A 16298-nucleotide genomic window follows, 5' to 3' on the forward strand; every position below is an offset into this window, starting at 1 on the left:
GGTTTTCTGGTTATTACCTGGTTGATTTTGTTTTGATGATTCATTCCTTTACAAACTTCCGCACCATTTGCTCCGCTCCTACTTGCAAGCGAACCACATATACTCCCCTCGGCCAGCCTCCCACATCTAATTGCCAGCTACGGAGTGCCAGGCTCAAGTTCAGGTCTTCTGTGTAAAGCATTTGACCGGATAGGTTTTCAATAATTAGCTTCCCCTCTGTAGTATGAAGCTGTGGTAGCTTAAGGTGAAGTGTTGAGCGGACTGGGTTAGGGAAAAGCTGGAAACTGGCATTTAAACCGCTAATAAAATTAGTGCTTGTCAGAAAAAAGGAAGAGTCTACTTCGATTACCATTTTTCTGACATCTTCTCCAAGGACCTCCCCATTGTACCACGTCTCTGCACCAATAGCAAAGGCATAACGCCCAGGCTCAACCGGACCGTCCCAAACAAATGGTGGGCAGCATGTGATGGTGTCTGTTGCTTCCGGGAAGGTATACCCTTCCTCTGTGAAGGGCAGAAGGTAAGTCCTTACACTATCAAATGCCGTAGCGGCAACGAACCCTCCGTTTGCATGATGCGTTACTGCACCATCTCCAGTATATTCTAAATCGAGAGCTAGGCCCATGTACTGCATTGGGATAGCCATACTCGATGGATTAATCTTTATCGTATTCGTAATTACAAACTCCTCATTTCCTGAATTATCTATATTTTTTATGCCCTCTACGAGGAAGCTATCACGGACAGTGACCGTATATGTTTTTTCCACTAAAGGATAATAATGAAAGGCATGGTAAATTTCTGTGACCACACCTTCAAAGGGAGTTGAAGCTAGTATACCACTCAAGGTATCGAGGGTCCCATCGCCCCAATCAATAATACGCCCTTCTGGGTTGCCATTCCCCTCTTTATATATCACAACATAGGCATGTGCAAAAGCAGGCGAAAATTGCGCAATGACATCGAGGTCTCCGCCTAAAATACCTTGAGCACCTGCATGCAATGGCGCAGCCAAAAAGATCAATAGAAATAGCCGGTTCATAATGGGCCTCTTTGAAATTGCTTGTTCTAAAAACTACTCTACCATCACCTGCAAAAGCTGGCTGTTATACCCATCAGACAATCTAATACTGTAAACCCCTGCGGGCCATTGCCGGACATCCAACTGAAGCGGCTCTGGGTTATGTGCTATAGATTTCCGATAAACTTCCTGCCCCCGCATATTGAATACCTGAAGTAACCCGGTATGTTGTATTTGACATTCAACTCGCAAGATTGTACTGGCAGGGTTAGGGAATGCCCGGCAATAAATACCGTCGTTGTTCAGGGTAGTAGTGCTCGTTGCCCTAAGGTCAATTTCCTGGCAAGACGTATGGCTTCCTTGAGCGTTTGTAGCCGTTAAGCAGGCTTCATATAAAGCTGGAAAAATATAGCTGTGCTGTGGATGGCGGCTATTACTGACCGCTCCGTCACCAAAGTCCCAATGCCAGGCATAGGGCTGAAATTTAGAGCCATCATAAAAGTCGATAGCCTGCAAGCTGCTGTCCGTAACGACATAGCTGAATTCGGCTTCCGGAAGCGGAAGGTCTATGCCCAATGTATCACAAGCACCGCCATCCTCAGGGCCAAGGCCATAATATGGGTGGTTGGGCATGGTCCTGAAGTTCAAGCCAGGCAGTTGGATGCCATGCTGTTCTATTTGGCACCCGGCACCTTTATTATTAGGCTGATGAATGACATGGAGCCGGTCCGTAGCACCCGGCGTCGAAATGTAAATTTTGCCATCTGGTGCAAGCTGTGCTAAAAAAAAACGGGTGCCAAAATTAGCAGGAGATTCAAACCCATCGTATTCTGCAACAAAAACTTTTGACCCTTCTATATCTTCCGCTTCTAAGTCATACTGATAAATATAGCGATAAGAAGAAATGTAAAGAAAGCGGCTGTTCTCTGAGATCGCTGCCCCGGCAAAGTAGGCGGTGTCGTTGTAGTTTATTACCCTTGGATTGTACAAATAGCCATCACACCGGTCAAAGTCGTAAATTTCAATAAACTGCCCGGTATTAATATTATGAGAGTTTATACGTACATATTTAGTTCCATCAGGAGTGAACTGAGCCTGTCCAACTCCCGCAACGAAAAGGGTATCTGAATCATATTTGCCCACTAGTTCTACCGTATCAGGAGTAACTAGAACGGAATAATACCCTTCCCCAAAATACTCTGGTCCTACCATCCACCAGTCTTGCCCATTAGCATGCCGACATGCAGTTAGCTGCCCATATGTAAGAGTATCTTCGATAATCAGTTGATTTTTATTTGTCACAAAAAAATCTTCATTATTGACTTCTATTGAAGTTAGGTACAGGTTCGTACCCATATGTAAATTTGTATCAATTACTTCTCTTAATTCAGTATGCAAAAGATGAAACCCTTTTGAGGAGTCAAAGAATATGGTAGATTGTTGAAGTGAATAAGCTCCTCTTGCAATCCAAAAATCTGTGAATGGCCCAGGGTTTAATCCGCTACCGTTTTCAATGGTATCATGTGCAGCATCAGCAATATAAAGCCCATTGGTATAGACTTCAAGTTCCCCTAAAGCATCACAAATACTAGCATTCGTCATCTCAAAATTCATCTGCCTGGTATCTGTAAAAACAGAAACAGGATTTGTATTAAAATCCATTACGGTGCTTGCAAAGGGCGGCCCTCCAATACCATCATAACCGAAAAGCCAGATATGGTCACGCGGCTCACGGGCAAAGGTTTCCTGGGCATATAACTGTGAGCATACACAACTTATCGTAAATAGCAGAAGAGTGATAATCTTCATTCTGGAAATTTATTTCATATTAGCCATAAATTTGTTCTTCCTTTTTATTTTGCCTTAGATTCCTGAAAAGCATATACAATGACTTTGTCACACAGCGAAAAGGGACAATGAATTGAGGACAAACGCTTAAAAAAGAACTTCCGCCTGCGCCTTGCTATGGCGGACGGAGCAACTCGCCGTCGGAATCATTCTCCGGATTCCAGTTTAGGGCCCCTTCACCCCAAACTGGAATGGAGAAACCGTAGCGGTAGTCTCCAAAGTTATACTTTCTGCACGGCCCCGCCAAATAGACGGGATTTCGCGGCATTGATTGCTCTTGCTATGGCGCTCAACATTTCATAACCAAAGGGGTAATAATCAGTAGCGGCCATAAATACGGAGTCGAAGTACGCATCATCAGCATCCGTGTCTTTGTAGTACTTGCGGTCATTGAGCACGGCCATGACGTTGCCCACCCGCCTTCGCAGAGGCTATGGCGAGCGGAGAGTGGTTGGATATCTCGTACCGTTTCCAGCCTATGCAAAGCTTCTCCTGGTCGCTAAAGTAGGGCGTATCGTTCAGTTGGCATCAAAAAGTCTGGCAAAGAAAACCGAAGGTGCCGTATATTTACTCACAAAAAACGCCAACACATGCAAAAACACACCCCCGCCTCTTTCCAGCGGCAAACACGACCGCTCCTCACCGCTGTGCTGTTCTTAAGCCTCACTTTCCAGGGCTTCGCTCAGGACTCGGACAAGACTCAGTATGGCATCAAAGCCGGCATCAACTTTGCCGAACTCATTGGCGATGATGCGATCCCCGAAAGCGACCGGAAAGAAGGGTACTCCATCGGGGGGTATATGAATTTCAAGCTGTCCAAATCTTTGAAATTGCAGCCGGAAGTCATTTGGTCATTGCAGGGGGAGGACTCCAAAAGCAATGGCCGTTTTAAATTGTCGTATATCAACATTCCGGTGATGCTGAAATGGGTGGAAGGCAACTTTTACAGTGAACTGGGCCCGCAGCTGGGCATCATAACCATATCTTCAACGGAATCTGTGCCGGAATCGCTGGCCCTGGATAATTTCGAGACCTTTGAATTGGCAGTCAATGCGGGGATAGGATACGAGGTTTTTGAAGACTGGACGATCGGCCTTCGGTATTCACAGGCTGTAACGAACCTTATCGAAGGCCTGGATATCAAGGGAAGCGTTTTCTACGTCGGTATTGCTTACCGGATCTTTTAGGCAGAGGGGGGCAAAAAAGGGCAGGTCAGGCGCAAGCCCAAAGACGAAAGGCTGAACAACCCGGAAGTTGCTCAGCCTTTGGCGGATACCGTACATCGCACCATTTGCAGGTGGTGTACCCTTACGGTGGCTCGGGTTGGGCGGTTAAAACCGTCGTTTCCGTCCACGCGCTGTTGCCGTTTTTTTGTTTCATGTTCATGGAATTTTACCTTTAAAAAATTTGTAAAATGGGATTAATACGTACTAAAGGTAATAATTTCCGGCAACGTTTTATAGTGGGTGGACAACCTGTATTCCCTTTATTGCAAAGTTGTCGCTCAAATGGCACTTCTGCCACTACAAAGAAAAGAAAAATGGTGCCCGCGCCCGGCCCCAATCTAGATTCCGGGCCGCTTTAATTCGTCACAGTACCCCACGTCTTAGGAAGCGGTCAGGCTACCAGTCGAGCTGAAAGGTCAGGACAGGCACAATGCTCCCCAGCGTGCCAAATACCCAGTCCCCGAGTATGGGGTCAAAGTTGTAGTTGAGCACATCCTGGTTTTGACGGGAGATGAAATTCTGCACATCAAGCGAAATGTACCAGGCATTCTTCTCATTATCGTGGCGGTAAGCAAAACGCAGGTCGGGGCGGAAGAAGTTGTCTACCCTTATGCTGTAGGGGTTGGCTTCGTCCAGTATTGGGTTCAGAGGGTCGTTGGGATCGCGCACCGGGCTCAGCACCGGTGATATGCGCTGACCGCCGTTGTACATGAGCCGCACACTGCCCTGTATGGTGCCCCGCTGCCCGGTAGGCCATTCTCTACCGCCCATAAAGCTGGTGGCAAAGGTGTTGTCGAAGCGGGTACTGTAGGTTTCTCCGTTGAGCGCCTCATAGGTGGAACTGAAAAGCGAACCCGACAATATATAAAAGGTGCGGTTGCTGAAAAACTGCTCAAAGGTCACATCTAGCCCGTAGTTAGTGCCCGTGCCTTCGCTGACAAGATTGCGGGTGGCAAAACCGTCAATGTGGTTAAGCAGGGAGAAGGTGCTGTTGACATCTGCCGCCACCGGCACATCAAACAGGCGTTGGTAGTAGGCTTCCACCCGCAGCCGTTTATTGGTCCCGACCAATTGATCGTACCCCAGTACAAAATGGTGCGATTTCACCAGGTCCAGGTCCAGATTGGGCTGTTCTCCGTTCACTTGCGTAAAGTAGGACGCCATGGGGACAATCCGGCTGTGCAGCCCGTAAGCCAGGCTGAGGGTAGCGCCCGGCCCGGCCTGATACTGCAACCCTAACCGTGGCTCAGCACTCCAGGTGTCATTCAGGGTGAAAAACATAGCGTGAAGCCCGGCATTGACCGTCCACCGGGGATGCAACTGCCAGCGCACATACCCATATGGCTGTAGCAGCAGGGTACTGCCTTCCTCATCTACATAAGTGGTGAAAGCATCCTCAACCAGATAACGGAAATCGTAATCGTAGCCCATCCGGGTCGCAATGGCGCCGAGCCGCATGGTGGCGCTGGAAGAAAGCTTCCGGTTGTAATAGGAGGTCAGGGTCAGGCGATTGTTGTAGTACAGTTCGTCGTTGATCAGACTGGGCACCTCATTCTGATCGAGGGTGTCATTCTGGTAAAGGATACGCTGCCCCTGTACCGCCAGGCTGGTCTTCAGATAGGATTTGTCATCAATCAGATAGCTGTGGGAAAAACCGACAATCCCCATATCCGTATCAAAGTCGCGGGTGAGGTAGTCGGTGTAAATTTGCCATTCCTGCGGTCCACCCTCTGCCGGGTCGCGGCGCTCATCGCTCAGCCCGCCCATGCCCCAGAAGGAAAACATATGCTTGCCATTTTTGCTTCTGTGGTCGGTTTTGAAGGAGAAATCCTGAAAGGTATTGCTGTCCCGCAGGCTCACCAGCCGAATGCCCAGCGCATTGAGGATGCCAAGGGTGGAGTACCGGTAGTTGAACAAGTAGGAACTCCTCCCCTTCTTAATGGGCCCTTCTGTCGAGAATTCAAGCCCCAGCATACCGGCACGGATGGAATATTCCTGCTGTTCCTTGTTGCCCGACCGGAATTGAATGTCGAACACCCCGGAAAAGGCATTGCCATACATGGCCGGGAAAGCGCCGGTGGAGAAATCCGAATTGCTCAGCACGCTTACGCTAAATATTGAAATCCCGCCACCGGAGGCACCCCGCCGCGCAAAGTGGTTTGGGTTGGGCACGTCGATGCCTTCCACCCGCCAAAGCAAGCCGAAGCCCGGATTACCACGGATAATAAGGTCGTTGCGGGCATCGCGGCTGCCCTGCACGCCGGAGAAGCCCAGGGCCATGCGCATGGGGTCGTTGGCACTTGCGGCATACCGCTGTGTCTCTTCCACGGAGAAGGAGCGGGTGCTGACGATGGAAAGCTCATTGAGGGGTTCGTTGCCATGGCTGCGGGCGGTCACAACCACTTCTTCTGCCATGACCGCCGACTCTGACAGGGCAATCTCCAGCACCAGTTCGCGGGCAGAATTGAGAATCGCATCCTCAGCGATGTAGGGCTCGTACCCCAGGTAAGTGGCTTCAATGCGGTGCCGGCCGGTAGGTACCTTGGCCAACAGAAAATTACCATCAATATCCGTAACGGTGCCCATAGCAGGCTCAACATCTGTAACCTGTACCGCAGCGCCAATCAATGGCTGCCGGGTGTCTTTGTCGACAATTGTCCCGCGGATGGTTTGTGTAGTCGTTTGGGCAGAAAGAGAACCGATTAGCGCTAGAAAAAACCCAAGGTAAAGGATTCGTTTCATGGTGCTTCGTTTTGATTTAAGGGTAAGGTGATAGTGTTTTTTCATTTATTCGATGACAATTCTCAGAACTCAGGCACCACGGAGAGGACACCAATACCATTGTCTGGGATTCATCCTCACTAAGGTAGCATTTAAAAAATTTATTTTTTGATTTTAAATTCCAGGAAAATTCTAGATGAGTAAAGGCTAATTTCGAATAAAACCAAGACATTTCATTTGAACAAAAACTTGTTTTTATCAAAAAGAGGACATAAATTTGCTTTAGCATCAAATGATGGACAAATGAAGAAGCAATCCACCAACCGTCAGTACAACTTTCCGGATGCAGACCTGTACCTGCAGTGCCTGGAGCGCATCAAATATGCCAACCGGGACCGGGAGCAGTTCGAGCAGTATGGCTACACGCTGCAGCGGCTAAAGCAATTCAAAGCCATGTGCGATAAATTCGGGGATTTGCCCGATGATGAGGAATTACTGGGCGATCAGATGGTCACTACCGAGAAGAAGTACGCTGCTGCGGAAAATCTCAAGTCTGCCATTCGCAGCCTAATGACGCGGGTAGCGATCAAGTACAACAACCGGAGCGGGCGTTACCGCAAATTTGGTACAGCCAAAATGGGAGACATGACCGATGCGCAGCTGATCTTCTGCGGCCGGCGTGTGGTACGCGTAGCCCGGCAACAGCTGGACTTCCTGGCAGAGACCGGTGTGAATGAGAACGTCATCCGCCGCGTGGCAGAGGCGACCCGGCAGTTTGAGAAGTCTGTCAATATTCAGCAGGACAAGGTAGCCGACCGGGACATTTCCGTGGAGCGCCGGGTGGAAAAGGGCAACAAGCTGTACGAAGAGCTGATTACCCTTTGCAACATCGGCAAGGACATCTGGGCAGAAAAGGACCCGGTGCGGTACGAGAACTACTGCATTTACGAAAGCAACAACGAGCAGAAAAAAGCCCGTAAGGCGAAACAGGAAAATGCTTAGACACTCCGCTCAATCGGCCGTTCAGGATCGGTAATCCAGTCGCTCCAGGACCCCGGATACAGCTTGGCATCTCCGAAGCCCGCATGATGGTGGGCCAGCAGATTGCGGCAGGCCGTTACGCCCGAGCCACAGTAAAACACCATCTCATCGGCCACATCGTTGCCTACGAGGGTCTGGAACCGTTCCTCCAGTTCATCAGGCGTGAGCCACATCCCCTCTGAATCCACTAAATCCGTATGAGGGAAGTTGGTAGCGCCCGGAATGTGCCCGGCCACAGGGTCAATCGGCTCATCTTCGCCCCGGTAGCGCTCAGGCATTCTGGAGTCCACCAGTAGGAAGTTCTCAGCGCCCAGTCTCCGCTGTACGTGGTCAGCATCCACCACCCAGCTCTCTCTCACGCGGGGCTTAAACACCCGTGGTCCAGCACCCACGATAGCCGTTTCTACCGGATAGCCTTCTGCTTCCCATGCCCGCCATCCGCCATCGAGCACGGCCACGCGATCGTGCCCCAGGTACCGGAGCATCCACCACAGCCTTGCGGCAATAGCCCCGGACCGGTCATCGTACAATACGACCTGAATGCCATCGCTGATGCCCCAGCTGGAAAAGCGCTGTGTCATTTTTACGATTGAAGGCAGGGGGTGACGCCCCGTTTTTCCAGGTACAACCTTGCCAGACAAGTCCCTGTCGAGATGTGCATAACTCGCACCGGGGATGTGGCTCTTTTTATACGCTTCCTCCCCGGCATCCGGATGGCCAAGGCTGTAACGGCAGTCAATAATTACCCAGGTTTGGCGGCCCAGCTTTTCGTGTAATTCTTGTGGACTAATGATGGTGCGGAACATGATTTTCAGGTTTTCTGATGGCGAATATAATCCTTAGAACCCGGTTTGTGAACCCAATTGAATTATTTTAAAGTTCTGTTGGCACCTGTAGCTTTTTTCTGTATATGTTCCTATATTGAATCCCTGAAAAAACAATTCCTGGAATATGCACAATTTCGAAGCCCCAGACCTTCATCAATGGCTGGACGGGCAGCGTACTGCTAATTTTGATCACCTCCCCTACGGTGTCGTCCAAATGGATCATTCCGGTACCGTCCTGGCCTATAACGCCACCGAATCTTCCTATACTGGTGTCGACCCTCAGCAAGCGATTGGCAAACATTTCTTTACAGAAATCGCCCCCTGTACCAATAATTTTCTGGTTGCAGGAAAGTATAATGAGGCGGCACTTGATGAAATCATCGACTACATTTTCACATACGTTCTAAAGCCCACGCCCGTAAGGCTCAGAATGCTTAAAGGAGAAAGCCCAAACATGTACCTCGTGGTTCAAAAACGTTAGTCATCATGGATATCCAGGCCCAAACCCAGCAAATGCTTTCCATCATCTACCAGATTCCGGTAGGTATAGTGCAAACGGATGACCAAGGCACCGTGCAGGAAATGAACGCGATGGCCATACAGTACCTCATGCCTCACTTTATCGCCAACCAACTGACCGGAGAGAACTTGTTTGACCTGCTAGCAATCGTCTTCCCCCATGCACTTGAAGCATTGAGCAATTACCCTAAGTCCTCTGGTAATATCCTGCAGCAGGAACGTTTCAGTGTCACTCAAGGCAGCCAAAATCCCGCCACAGAACAGCATCTCATCCTAACCATCAACCGCTTAGCCGAAAAATCCTTCCTGTTCATCCTCGATGACCTGACGGAGCTCTACAAAAAAGAGCAGGAGTTATTTGCCATTCAACAAGAGCAGGCCGTGGAACGTGGCAAGTTTGAAGTCATCTCTGGTGTGCTGCACGATATTGGGAATGCAGTCGTAGGATTTGGTTCCTACCTGACCAAAGTCAAACAACTGTCCAAGGGCAATGACGCTACTATGCTGAGCAAGCTTGCCCAGTTCTTAAAAGCCAACGAGGCTGCAATCGGTCAGGCTATTGGGGTACCTAAGGCACAGGCTATGGTACAGCTGATCGATGGGCTCAAGGCCAAACAGGAAGACCATATGGTCAAGATGGAAAAGGCCATTACGGATCAAATGAATATTGTCACCCACGTAAAAGATGTGCTCAATATTCAGCGGCAGTACATCGGTTCAGAATCCGGAGAACGCTCCCTCGTCAGCCTCAGGGGTATCATCAACGATGCCCTGGCCATGCAACTGGCTACCCTGGAAAAGCGAAATATCGAAGTCCAGACCTTTATGTCCGATCAGCTGCCTCCTGTAAAAGGCGACCATACGAAGCTCATGCAGGTTTTCCTCAACCTGATCAAAAACAGCGTGGAAGCCATGGATCAGAAAGGCGGTGACGGACATATCCTGACCCTTAAACTTTCAAGAAAACAAGACCACCTGATCGCCAGCGTATCCGATACCGGCACAGGCTTTGACGAGCTGCAAAAACTGCAGCTGTTCCAACGCGGCTTCACCACCAAGCCCATGGGTTCCGGGCTGGGCCTAAACGGTAGCCAATCCATCCTGCAAACCCATAATGCCACTATTGATATAGACAGCCCCGGCCCTGGAAAAGGAGCCACCGTCACCATAACCTATCCCCTGTCAGAACAATAAATAAAAGACCTATGCCTGCACAAGAACTAAATACCCGAGTCCTCGTGATTGATGATGAAGAGATGGTCCGGGACAGCATCAAACAAATCCTGCAACCGGAAACAGCGCCGGAATCGGAAGCGATCGCCGCTGCTGCCGACCTGCTTTTCGACGAGCCGGTAACGGAGCCGGCCCTCACTAGTCATAGCGCGCTAAGTGTTTTCCCTGATTTTACCGTTGACCTGGCTGTAAACGGGAAGCAGGGGTATGAAATGATCAAAGCGGCCTTGGAAGCCGGCAATCCCTACGCCGTTATTTTTCTGGACATGAGGATGCCCGGTTGGGATGGGCTGGAAACAGCTATCCATATCCGGAAAATTGACCAGAAAGCAGAAATCATTATTGTCACAGCCTACTCCGATCATTCCATCGAAGACATTATTTCAAAAGCAGGGCACAACGTAGGCTACCATGTCAAACCCTACGCTTCGGAAGAAATATTGCAGCTGGCCACCAAAGCAGTGTACGAGTATAACCGCATAATCAATCTGGAGTCTCTCATTTCGGTCATTGGCAATATTCAACTGTCGCAAAAGCAGCTGGACCGGCTATTGCAGAATATTGTCGACCAACTCGCCGCCTACATTAACGCGGAATCAGTATTACTGGGCAAATTCAACGAAGAGGGCGAATATATGCCTCTGGCTTCAGTTGGCAAAACAGAAGAACTTCTGGGCATTGACCTGATCCAGCAGCAAATATTGTCTATGAAGAATCAGGACCGCCCGTTTGTGCAAATTGGCAACCTGCTCACCGCTCATATGGAACCCTACGACGTCTTCGCTATCTTGCCTGATGAGTCAAAACTAAGAACAGAGAAATTATATCTGCTCCAGCTCTTTTTGAACAATGCAGCTCAGGCTATACTAAATGCGGAATTGCAGGAAGCATTGATGCGCAAAGAAAAGCTCACTGCTGCCGGAAATGCGGTGGGTATGCTTATGCACGATCTTCGAACCCCCATCAAAAGTATAGCTCTGATTGCCGATATGCTGGACATGCAGGGCGCAGACCAGGAGACGACCAGCCTGTTGAGAGAAGCCGGCAGGCAGGCTTCCGAAATTTTTGATGACTTCCTGGATTACCTTCGGGAAACACCGCTGGAAAAGCAACCTGTAGACCTCAACCTTGCCGTGCAACAGGCCATCAAACTCTGCGAGGACCGTACCCCCGGCCATGGTGTCACCATTGATGTTCAGTCTCCTGAAAGCGTGGAAATAATGGGAGATGGCAGTAAATTAAAGCGAAGTTTAAGCAACCTGATCGGGAATAGCATTGATGCCCTTAATAGCAATAAGGTGGATTCGCCTGTCATAAAAGTGCGCCTGTCGGAATCAGCAAAGTTCGTTCAGATCGTTGTTTCTGATAATGGCCCCGGTATACCTGATGAAATACGCGCCACCCTCTTCGAACCTTTTGTGACTAAAAACAAATCCACCGGTACCGGGCTTGGGCTGGCCATCGTTCGGCAATTTATTGAAGGGCATAACGGATCAGTCACTGTGCATAACGACGAGGGAGCTGTTTTCACACTGCAAATCCCACGCTGCTAATGCAATGGACCGTTGAGCAGGCCCGCCGTGTTATTCTGGACCTGGCCAGGCCAATAACCGGCCTATCTTACACCGGAAACAGTCAGGACTACCGTGCCGGGCAATGCCTGAAAAATGACCTTCAGTTGGAGTCCGTGCAGGTGATGGATTTAGCGGCAAGGGTCAATGCTTATTTTCACATCATGGAGACCAGCCCTGAGAACTACCTGCTTTCTTCTGATGCGGTAGATGACTGGGCACAGAAATGCGTTAAAGCACGCAGCCAGCAATCAGGCCAGATCACCTTCTTTACCTCTGGCACCACTGACGAAGCCCGAACGGTGACGCATCAGCAGGCTTTTGCAGACCGGGAGGTCAACTTTCTGCGCGAACACTTTGGCAATCTTTCCTGCATCATCCCTCTCGTGCCTGCTGCCAGTATCTACGGGTACCTCTACACCATAGCACTTCCACAGGCTGCGGGAGCCCCGGTCTGCTTCCCCTCAGAAGTCCAATGGAATCAGCTTTCCGAAAATGCACTGATCGTTGGCACGCCCTTTACCTGGTCACACCTGATGCGCTCTATGCCCGGCCTGAATATCCGGTCCAAAGGCGTCTGTTCCACCGCTCCACTACCGAACCCGCTGTACGCATCCCTGCTTAGCCGGGGGCTTTCCCTCACGGAGGTCTACGGCGCTACCGAAACCGGAGGCGTTGGGTTGAGGAAAGCTCCAAATACCGCGTTTGAACTCTTCCCTTACTGGACCTTTCAGGACGCAGCTACCCTTATCGATTCCGATACCGGCCATGCCTTTTCTCTTATGGACAAGATCTCAACCGTTGACGACCGCCACTTCACCATACTGCACCGCAAAGACCAAAAATTGAAAATTGCCGGAAAGCTGCTGGATTTGGAGCAACTCCGGAACAAAATCCTGCAACTGGATAATATAAAGCAGTGCAGGCTTTCTGCCAAGCGGCAGTCTGACCGTCTCCTACTGGCTGCAGAGGTGGAATTGACGCAGGACAGCACAGAGGGCAGGGCCCAATTCCGAAGAGCTTTGCGGGCACAACTTTTACCCGCTGAACGCCCGGCTGAAATTCACTTTTGTTCTTAATTTTTCCTTAATCCACCACCCTTTGCTCAATTTGGTCCTGCCTAAACCGTTACTTTTGCAGATGACCGAAAAAATTGAAATACCTATGCTACGGACCGCGATTCTTTTCAGTATGTGCTGCTTTGTTTTTACTGCTACCGCCCAGAAGGGAGAACGATATACGGCTGACTTTATCTTTGAGCGGGGCATCTACCCTACCCTTGCCGACTGGAAAGCCCAAATCCCGGTAAAACCGGAAGAAATCATCGTGGACATCGACCCGCAAAACCGAAAGTTCTTCCAGTATCTCTTTGCTAAGGACCAGTTCCGCTACCCCCGGAATAATGAAATCATTTACCTGAAACCGGAGGATATTTTTGGCTACAGCCCCGATGGGCAGTCCATGTACTACAGCACCAATTACCGCTTCGACATCATTGGCGCCATCTGCCTCCTACAGGAAGTTGACCAGGTAGACCGCTATTCCTCATTTATCAATCCCGGTGACGAGTATAAGGCCGCCCGAAAGGAAGGGACCGGCAAGCTCTATGTACTGGATTTTGAAAGCGGTGAATTTTTCCGCTGCCGTCCCGGCAAGGTGGAAAAAATCTTCAAACAAGACGCAGAGCTGTACCAAAACTACAAGTCGGCTAAGGGGAAACGCAAAGAGAAAATCAAAGCCTTTATCAAGGAGTACAACTTCCGCCACCCAGTATACTTGGGCGAGTAATAACCCGCTCCCTCCATGCTGAAATTCACTGGTCCGGGCAAGTCAGGCCCGGCTGGGAGCAAACATATGCCGTTGGTTTCCCTTTTATAGGTAAACCAAATGAAAATGGAAAACTCCCAAAATTCTACTATTGAACGGCTGCGAGCTGCCGGATTATTCACCAAAGGTGTGGTATATGGACTGGTAGGTATTCTTACCGCTATGTTCGCCATTGGCATGGGTGGGGACATTAAGGGTGTTTCCGGCATTGCCGAGTTCTTCCGCAAACAACCCGGTGGGTTTGTCTTGCTGGGCCTGACAGCGCTTGGCCTGGCCGCCTATGCCCTTTGGAGGCTTTATGAAACCTTCTCTAATTCAGACGCAATCTTTCAGGAAGATGAAAAGAAGACCGGCAAACGCCTTCGGTACTTCTATTCCGCAGTCGTATACGGCCTGCTGGCTTACACCTTTGCCAAACCCCTTTTCGGCGGCAGTTCCGGATCAGGCGGGGACTCCAAACAGGATGCGCTGGGCATGCTGCTTCAACAGTCATGGGGCGTTTACGTGATCGGGGTAATTGCGCTCCTGGTTATCGGCCAGGCGATCTATCAATTCTACCGGGCCTACAGCGGGAAATTTATGAAAAAACTGGATGAGCATCCCGGGCAACATTACAAGAATATTAAAAGAGCAGGCAAAATCGGGTACACCTCCCGGGGCATCGTTTTTGCGCTTATTGCCTTTTTCCTGTACAAAGTAATCAACATGCATTCTGCCGAGGCATTCGAAGGTACGAAAGGAGCGATGCAATACCTGTTGAAATTCGAATACGGCCACATTCTGCTGGCAGCAGTGGCCATCGGGCTGATTGGCTATGGCATCTTTAATATGATGGTTGCCCGTTACACCAAATACGCAACATTAGGATAAAAAAACAAACTTATGAATATCACCAAAGAAGATATCAGGCATCTTGGCATTTCAGCCGCAGCACTTGCTGCCGGGTTTATAGTCAAGAAAACGATGGAAAAAGGCTACCAGAAAGTCTACCGAAAAGATCCACCTGATAAAATTGAAGCGGAGGAACCCGCATGGCTGGAATTGATCTCGTGGACGATAGTGACGGGTATTGTCACCTCGGCCGTCAAAAATGCGATACGCAGAAAAGGGATCAAAACCGAACAGCACCACCTGTAAAGCGTAACAAGACGATACACCACTATTTGGGTGGTCGGCAAAGTGCCCGGCCACCCAACTTTTTTGCCCAAAACTGTACCAAATATCCTCCCGGCGACATCCATTTCTCAACACACGGGCGGATTTTGCGTTTCCATTCTACGAAAAATGATAACATATAAACCATGACACGACTATCCTGCTACACTATAATGGCTGCAATGCTCCTACTCACAGCATGCGGGCAGGCGCAATCCACAGAAAATCGGACTGCTTCCACAACTTCAACTGAAGCTGCAGGCCCCCTTATCGGACTAAACGGCGACACCCTCGACGCGGTGCAAAAAACCGAATCAGAATGGCAGTCTGCCCTTAGCAAAGAAGCCTTTCATGTGCTGCGGGAAGAAGGGACAGAGTATGCCTTCACGGGAAAATACTGGGATAATAAGGAAAAAGGCGTTTACCTCTGCGCCGGTTGCGGGCTACCCTTGTTTTCTTCCGAAACGAAATTCAAGTCCGGCACAGGTTGGCCGAGTTTCTGGGAACTTGTACTGGAATCCAACGTCAACCTCGTAGAAGACCGCAAGTTGGGTATGACCCGAATAGAAGTGGAGTGTGCCCGGTGCGGCGGGCATCAGGGCCATGTATTTGAAGACGGCCCCAAACCTACGGGGCTGCGTTACTGTATCAATTCCGTATCACTGGAATTTAAGCCAGGAGCGAAATTCAAAGCTAAACCATAGATTAAAGGCCGGGAAGTAGCAGATCAGCGCTTCCCATTATCTTTGCCCCGCCCCCGTTTCTTCTGGTTGCGCCGGATGCGGGGATGGTTCCATTCCTCCTTTTGAGCAAATTCCACAATTTGCCGCATAAAAGCCATCATTCCCAGAAAAACCAGGTAGCCTACCGTAAGGACCAGATAAATCCATCGGTAAGACCCCGCCTCATCTATAGACATGGAGGAAGAGAAGTAGGCTACCACACCGGAAAGCACAGCCAGCCCCAGATAGCTGTAAATACTGCGCCCCCAGTATTTGAGCATATTTTCAGAAGCCAGAGAAAACACACTGTTGCCCATAGCGAATAACAGCATAAACGAGGCTGCAGTCATCCAGGGGAAACGCTGAGGAATATCCATCAGCCCTGTTAAATTGATTAACTTTGCAGACAGCACAAAAATTATGACTGCCCCAAAGGTTATAGCGGCTTGGATCACGGGGTCATAGGCCCGGTCAAATACAGATGTCTTCTGGTCGGTGGTATTCATCAAAAGTCACTTGGAGGTGCAGGTGCAGCGGAATACTATACCAACCAACTGTTTTGAATTGGCAAGAAGTAAACCGGAAGC

General features: G+C 49.7%; 16 protein-coding genes. 10 read left to right on the plus strand and 6 right to left on the minus strand.

The features are described from left to right. Window positions 1–40: 40 nt before the first annotated feature. From ACO08I_RS03740 to ACO08I_RS03750, 3 genes are all read right to left on the minus strand, one after another. Window positions 41–1042, minus strand: a complete 1002-nt coding sequence (locus tag ACO08I_RS03740; protein ID WP_421948532.1) for a T9SS type A sorting domain-containing protein — start codon at window positions 1040–1042, stop codon at window positions 41–43. 33 nt (window positions 1043–1075) lie between these two features. Further along, window positions 1076–2830: a PKD domain-containing protein gene (locus ACO08I_RS03745; protein WP_421948533.1), complete on the minus strand. Its 1755-nt coding sequence runs from the start codon at window positions 2828–2830 to the stop codon at window positions 1076–1078. Between the two features lie 260 nt (window positions 2831–3090). Continuing rightward, on the minus strand, window positions 3091–3273 hold the full coding sequence (locus ACO08I_RS03750; protein WP_421948534.1) for a hypothetical protein: 183 nt from the start codon (window positions 3271–3273) through the stop codon (window positions 3091–3093). Between the two features lie 186 nt (window positions 3274–3459). Here ACO08I_RS03750 and ACO08I_RS03755 point away from each other — a divergent pair, with 186 nt between their 5' ends. Continuing rightward, window positions 3460–4056: a porin family protein gene (locus ACO08I_RS03755; protein ID WP_421948535.1), complete on the plus strand. Its 597-nt coding sequence runs from the start codon at window positions 3460–3462 to the stop codon at window positions 4054–4056. 435 nt (window positions 4057–4491) lie between these two features. Here the strand turns inward: ACO08I_RS03755 and ACO08I_RS03760 are convergent, their stop codons facing one another. Further along, on the minus strand, window positions 4492–6837 hold the full coding sequence (locus ACO08I_RS03760) for a TonB-dependent receptor (protein ID WP_421948536.1): 2346 nt from the start codon (window positions 6835–6837) through the stop codon (window positions 4492–4494). A 282-nt stretch (window positions 6838–7119) separates the two neighbouring features. Here ACO08I_RS03760 and ACO08I_RS03765 point away from each other — a divergent pair, with 282 nt between their 5' ends. Then, entirely contained in the window at window positions 7120–7818 is a 699-nt protein-coding gene (locus ACO08I_RS03765) for a hypothetical protein (protein ID WP_044227564.1), read from the plus strand. Here ACO08I_RS03765 and ACO08I_RS03770 read toward each other — a convergent pair. Further along, complete coding sequence (locus ACO08I_RS03770; protein WP_282784047.1) at window positions 7815–8663, minus strand: sulfurtransferase; 849 nt, start codon at window positions 8661–8663, stop codon at window positions 7815–7817. The two genes, ACO08I_RS03765 and ACO08I_RS03770, sit on opposite strands and share 4 nt — an antisense overlap. A 145-nt stretch (window positions 8664–8808) precedes the next feature. Here ACO08I_RS03770 and ACO08I_RS03775 point away from each other — a divergent pair, with 145 nt between their 5' ends. The 8 genes from ACO08I_RS03775 to msrB all read left to right on the plus strand — a co-directional run bounded on the left by ACO08I_RS03775 (window position 8809) and on the right by msrB (window position 15693). Continuing rightward, the gene (locus tag ACO08I_RS03775) at window positions 8809–9165 is read left to right on the plus strand and encodes a PAS domain-containing protein (RefSeq protein ID WP_282784045.1); all 357 of its coding nucleotides are present in this window, start codon (window positions 8809–8811) and stop codon (window positions 9163–9165) included. 5 nt (window positions 9166–9170) lie between these two features. Further along, on the plus strand, window positions 9171–10397 hold the full coding sequence (locus tag ACO08I_RS03780) for a sensor histidine kinase (protein WP_282784043.1): 1227 nt from the start codon (window positions 9171–9173) through the stop codon (window positions 10395–10397). 11 nt (window positions 10398–10408) lie between these two features. Then, window positions 10409–11989 carry an ATP-binding protein gene (locus ACO08I_RS03785; protein ID WP_421948537.1) on the plus strand — a complete coding sequence of 527 codons (1581 nt, stop codon included), beginning with the start codon at window positions 10409–10411 and terminating at the stop codon, window positions 11987–11989. After that, window positions 11989–13086, plus strand: coding sequence for a hypothetical protein (locus tag ACO08I_RS03790; RefSeq protein ID WP_421948538.1), 1098 nt, complete (start codon window positions 11989–11991; stop codon window positions 13084–13086). The genes ACO08I_RS03785 and ACO08I_RS03790 overlap by 1 nt, the downstream gene beginning before the upstream one ends. An 85-nt stretch (window positions 13087–13171) precedes the next feature. After that, a complete protein-coding gene (locus tag ACO08I_RS03795; protein WP_421948539.1) occupies window positions 13172–13795 on the plus strand; it encodes a hypothetical protein in 624 nt (207 codons plus the stop codon). 105 nt (window positions 13796–13900) lie between these two features. Beyond that, window positions 13901–14704 carry a DUF1206 domain-containing protein gene (locus ACO08I_RS03800; RefSeq protein ID WP_421948540.1) on the plus strand — a complete coding sequence of 268 codons (804 nt, stop codon included), beginning with the start codon at window positions 13901–13903 and terminating at the stop codon, window positions 14702–14704. 12 nt (window positions 14705–14716) lie between these two features. Then, window positions 14717–14971 carry a DUF4235 domain-containing protein gene (locus ACO08I_RS03805; protein WP_282784036.1) on the plus strand — a complete coding sequence of 85 codons (255 nt, stop codon included), beginning with the start codon at window positions 14717–14719 and terminating at the stop codon, window positions 14969–14971. A gap of 164 nt (window positions 14972–15135) precedes the next feature. Further along, complete coding sequence (gene msrB, locus ACO08I_RS03810) at window positions 15136–15693, plus strand: peptide-methionine (R)-S-oxide reductase MsrB (protein WP_421948541.1); 558 nt, start codon at window positions 15136–15138, stop codon at window positions 15691–15693. A 23-nt stretch (window positions 15694–15716) separates the two neighbouring features. Here msrB and ACO08I_RS03815 read toward each other — a convergent pair whose 3' ends face one another. Next, window positions 15717–16217, minus strand: coding sequence for a hypothetical protein (locus ACO08I_RS03815; RefSeq protein WP_044227581.1), 501 nt, complete (start codon window positions 16215–16217; stop codon window positions 15717–15719). Window positions 16218–16298: the final 81 nt, after the last annotated feature.

Source organism: Phaeodactylibacter xiamenensis, from assembly GCF_965229835.1.
Classification (GTDB): Bacteria; Bacteroidota; Bacteroidia; order Chitinophagales; family Saprospiraceae; genus Phaeodactylibacter; species Phaeodactylibacter xiamenensis.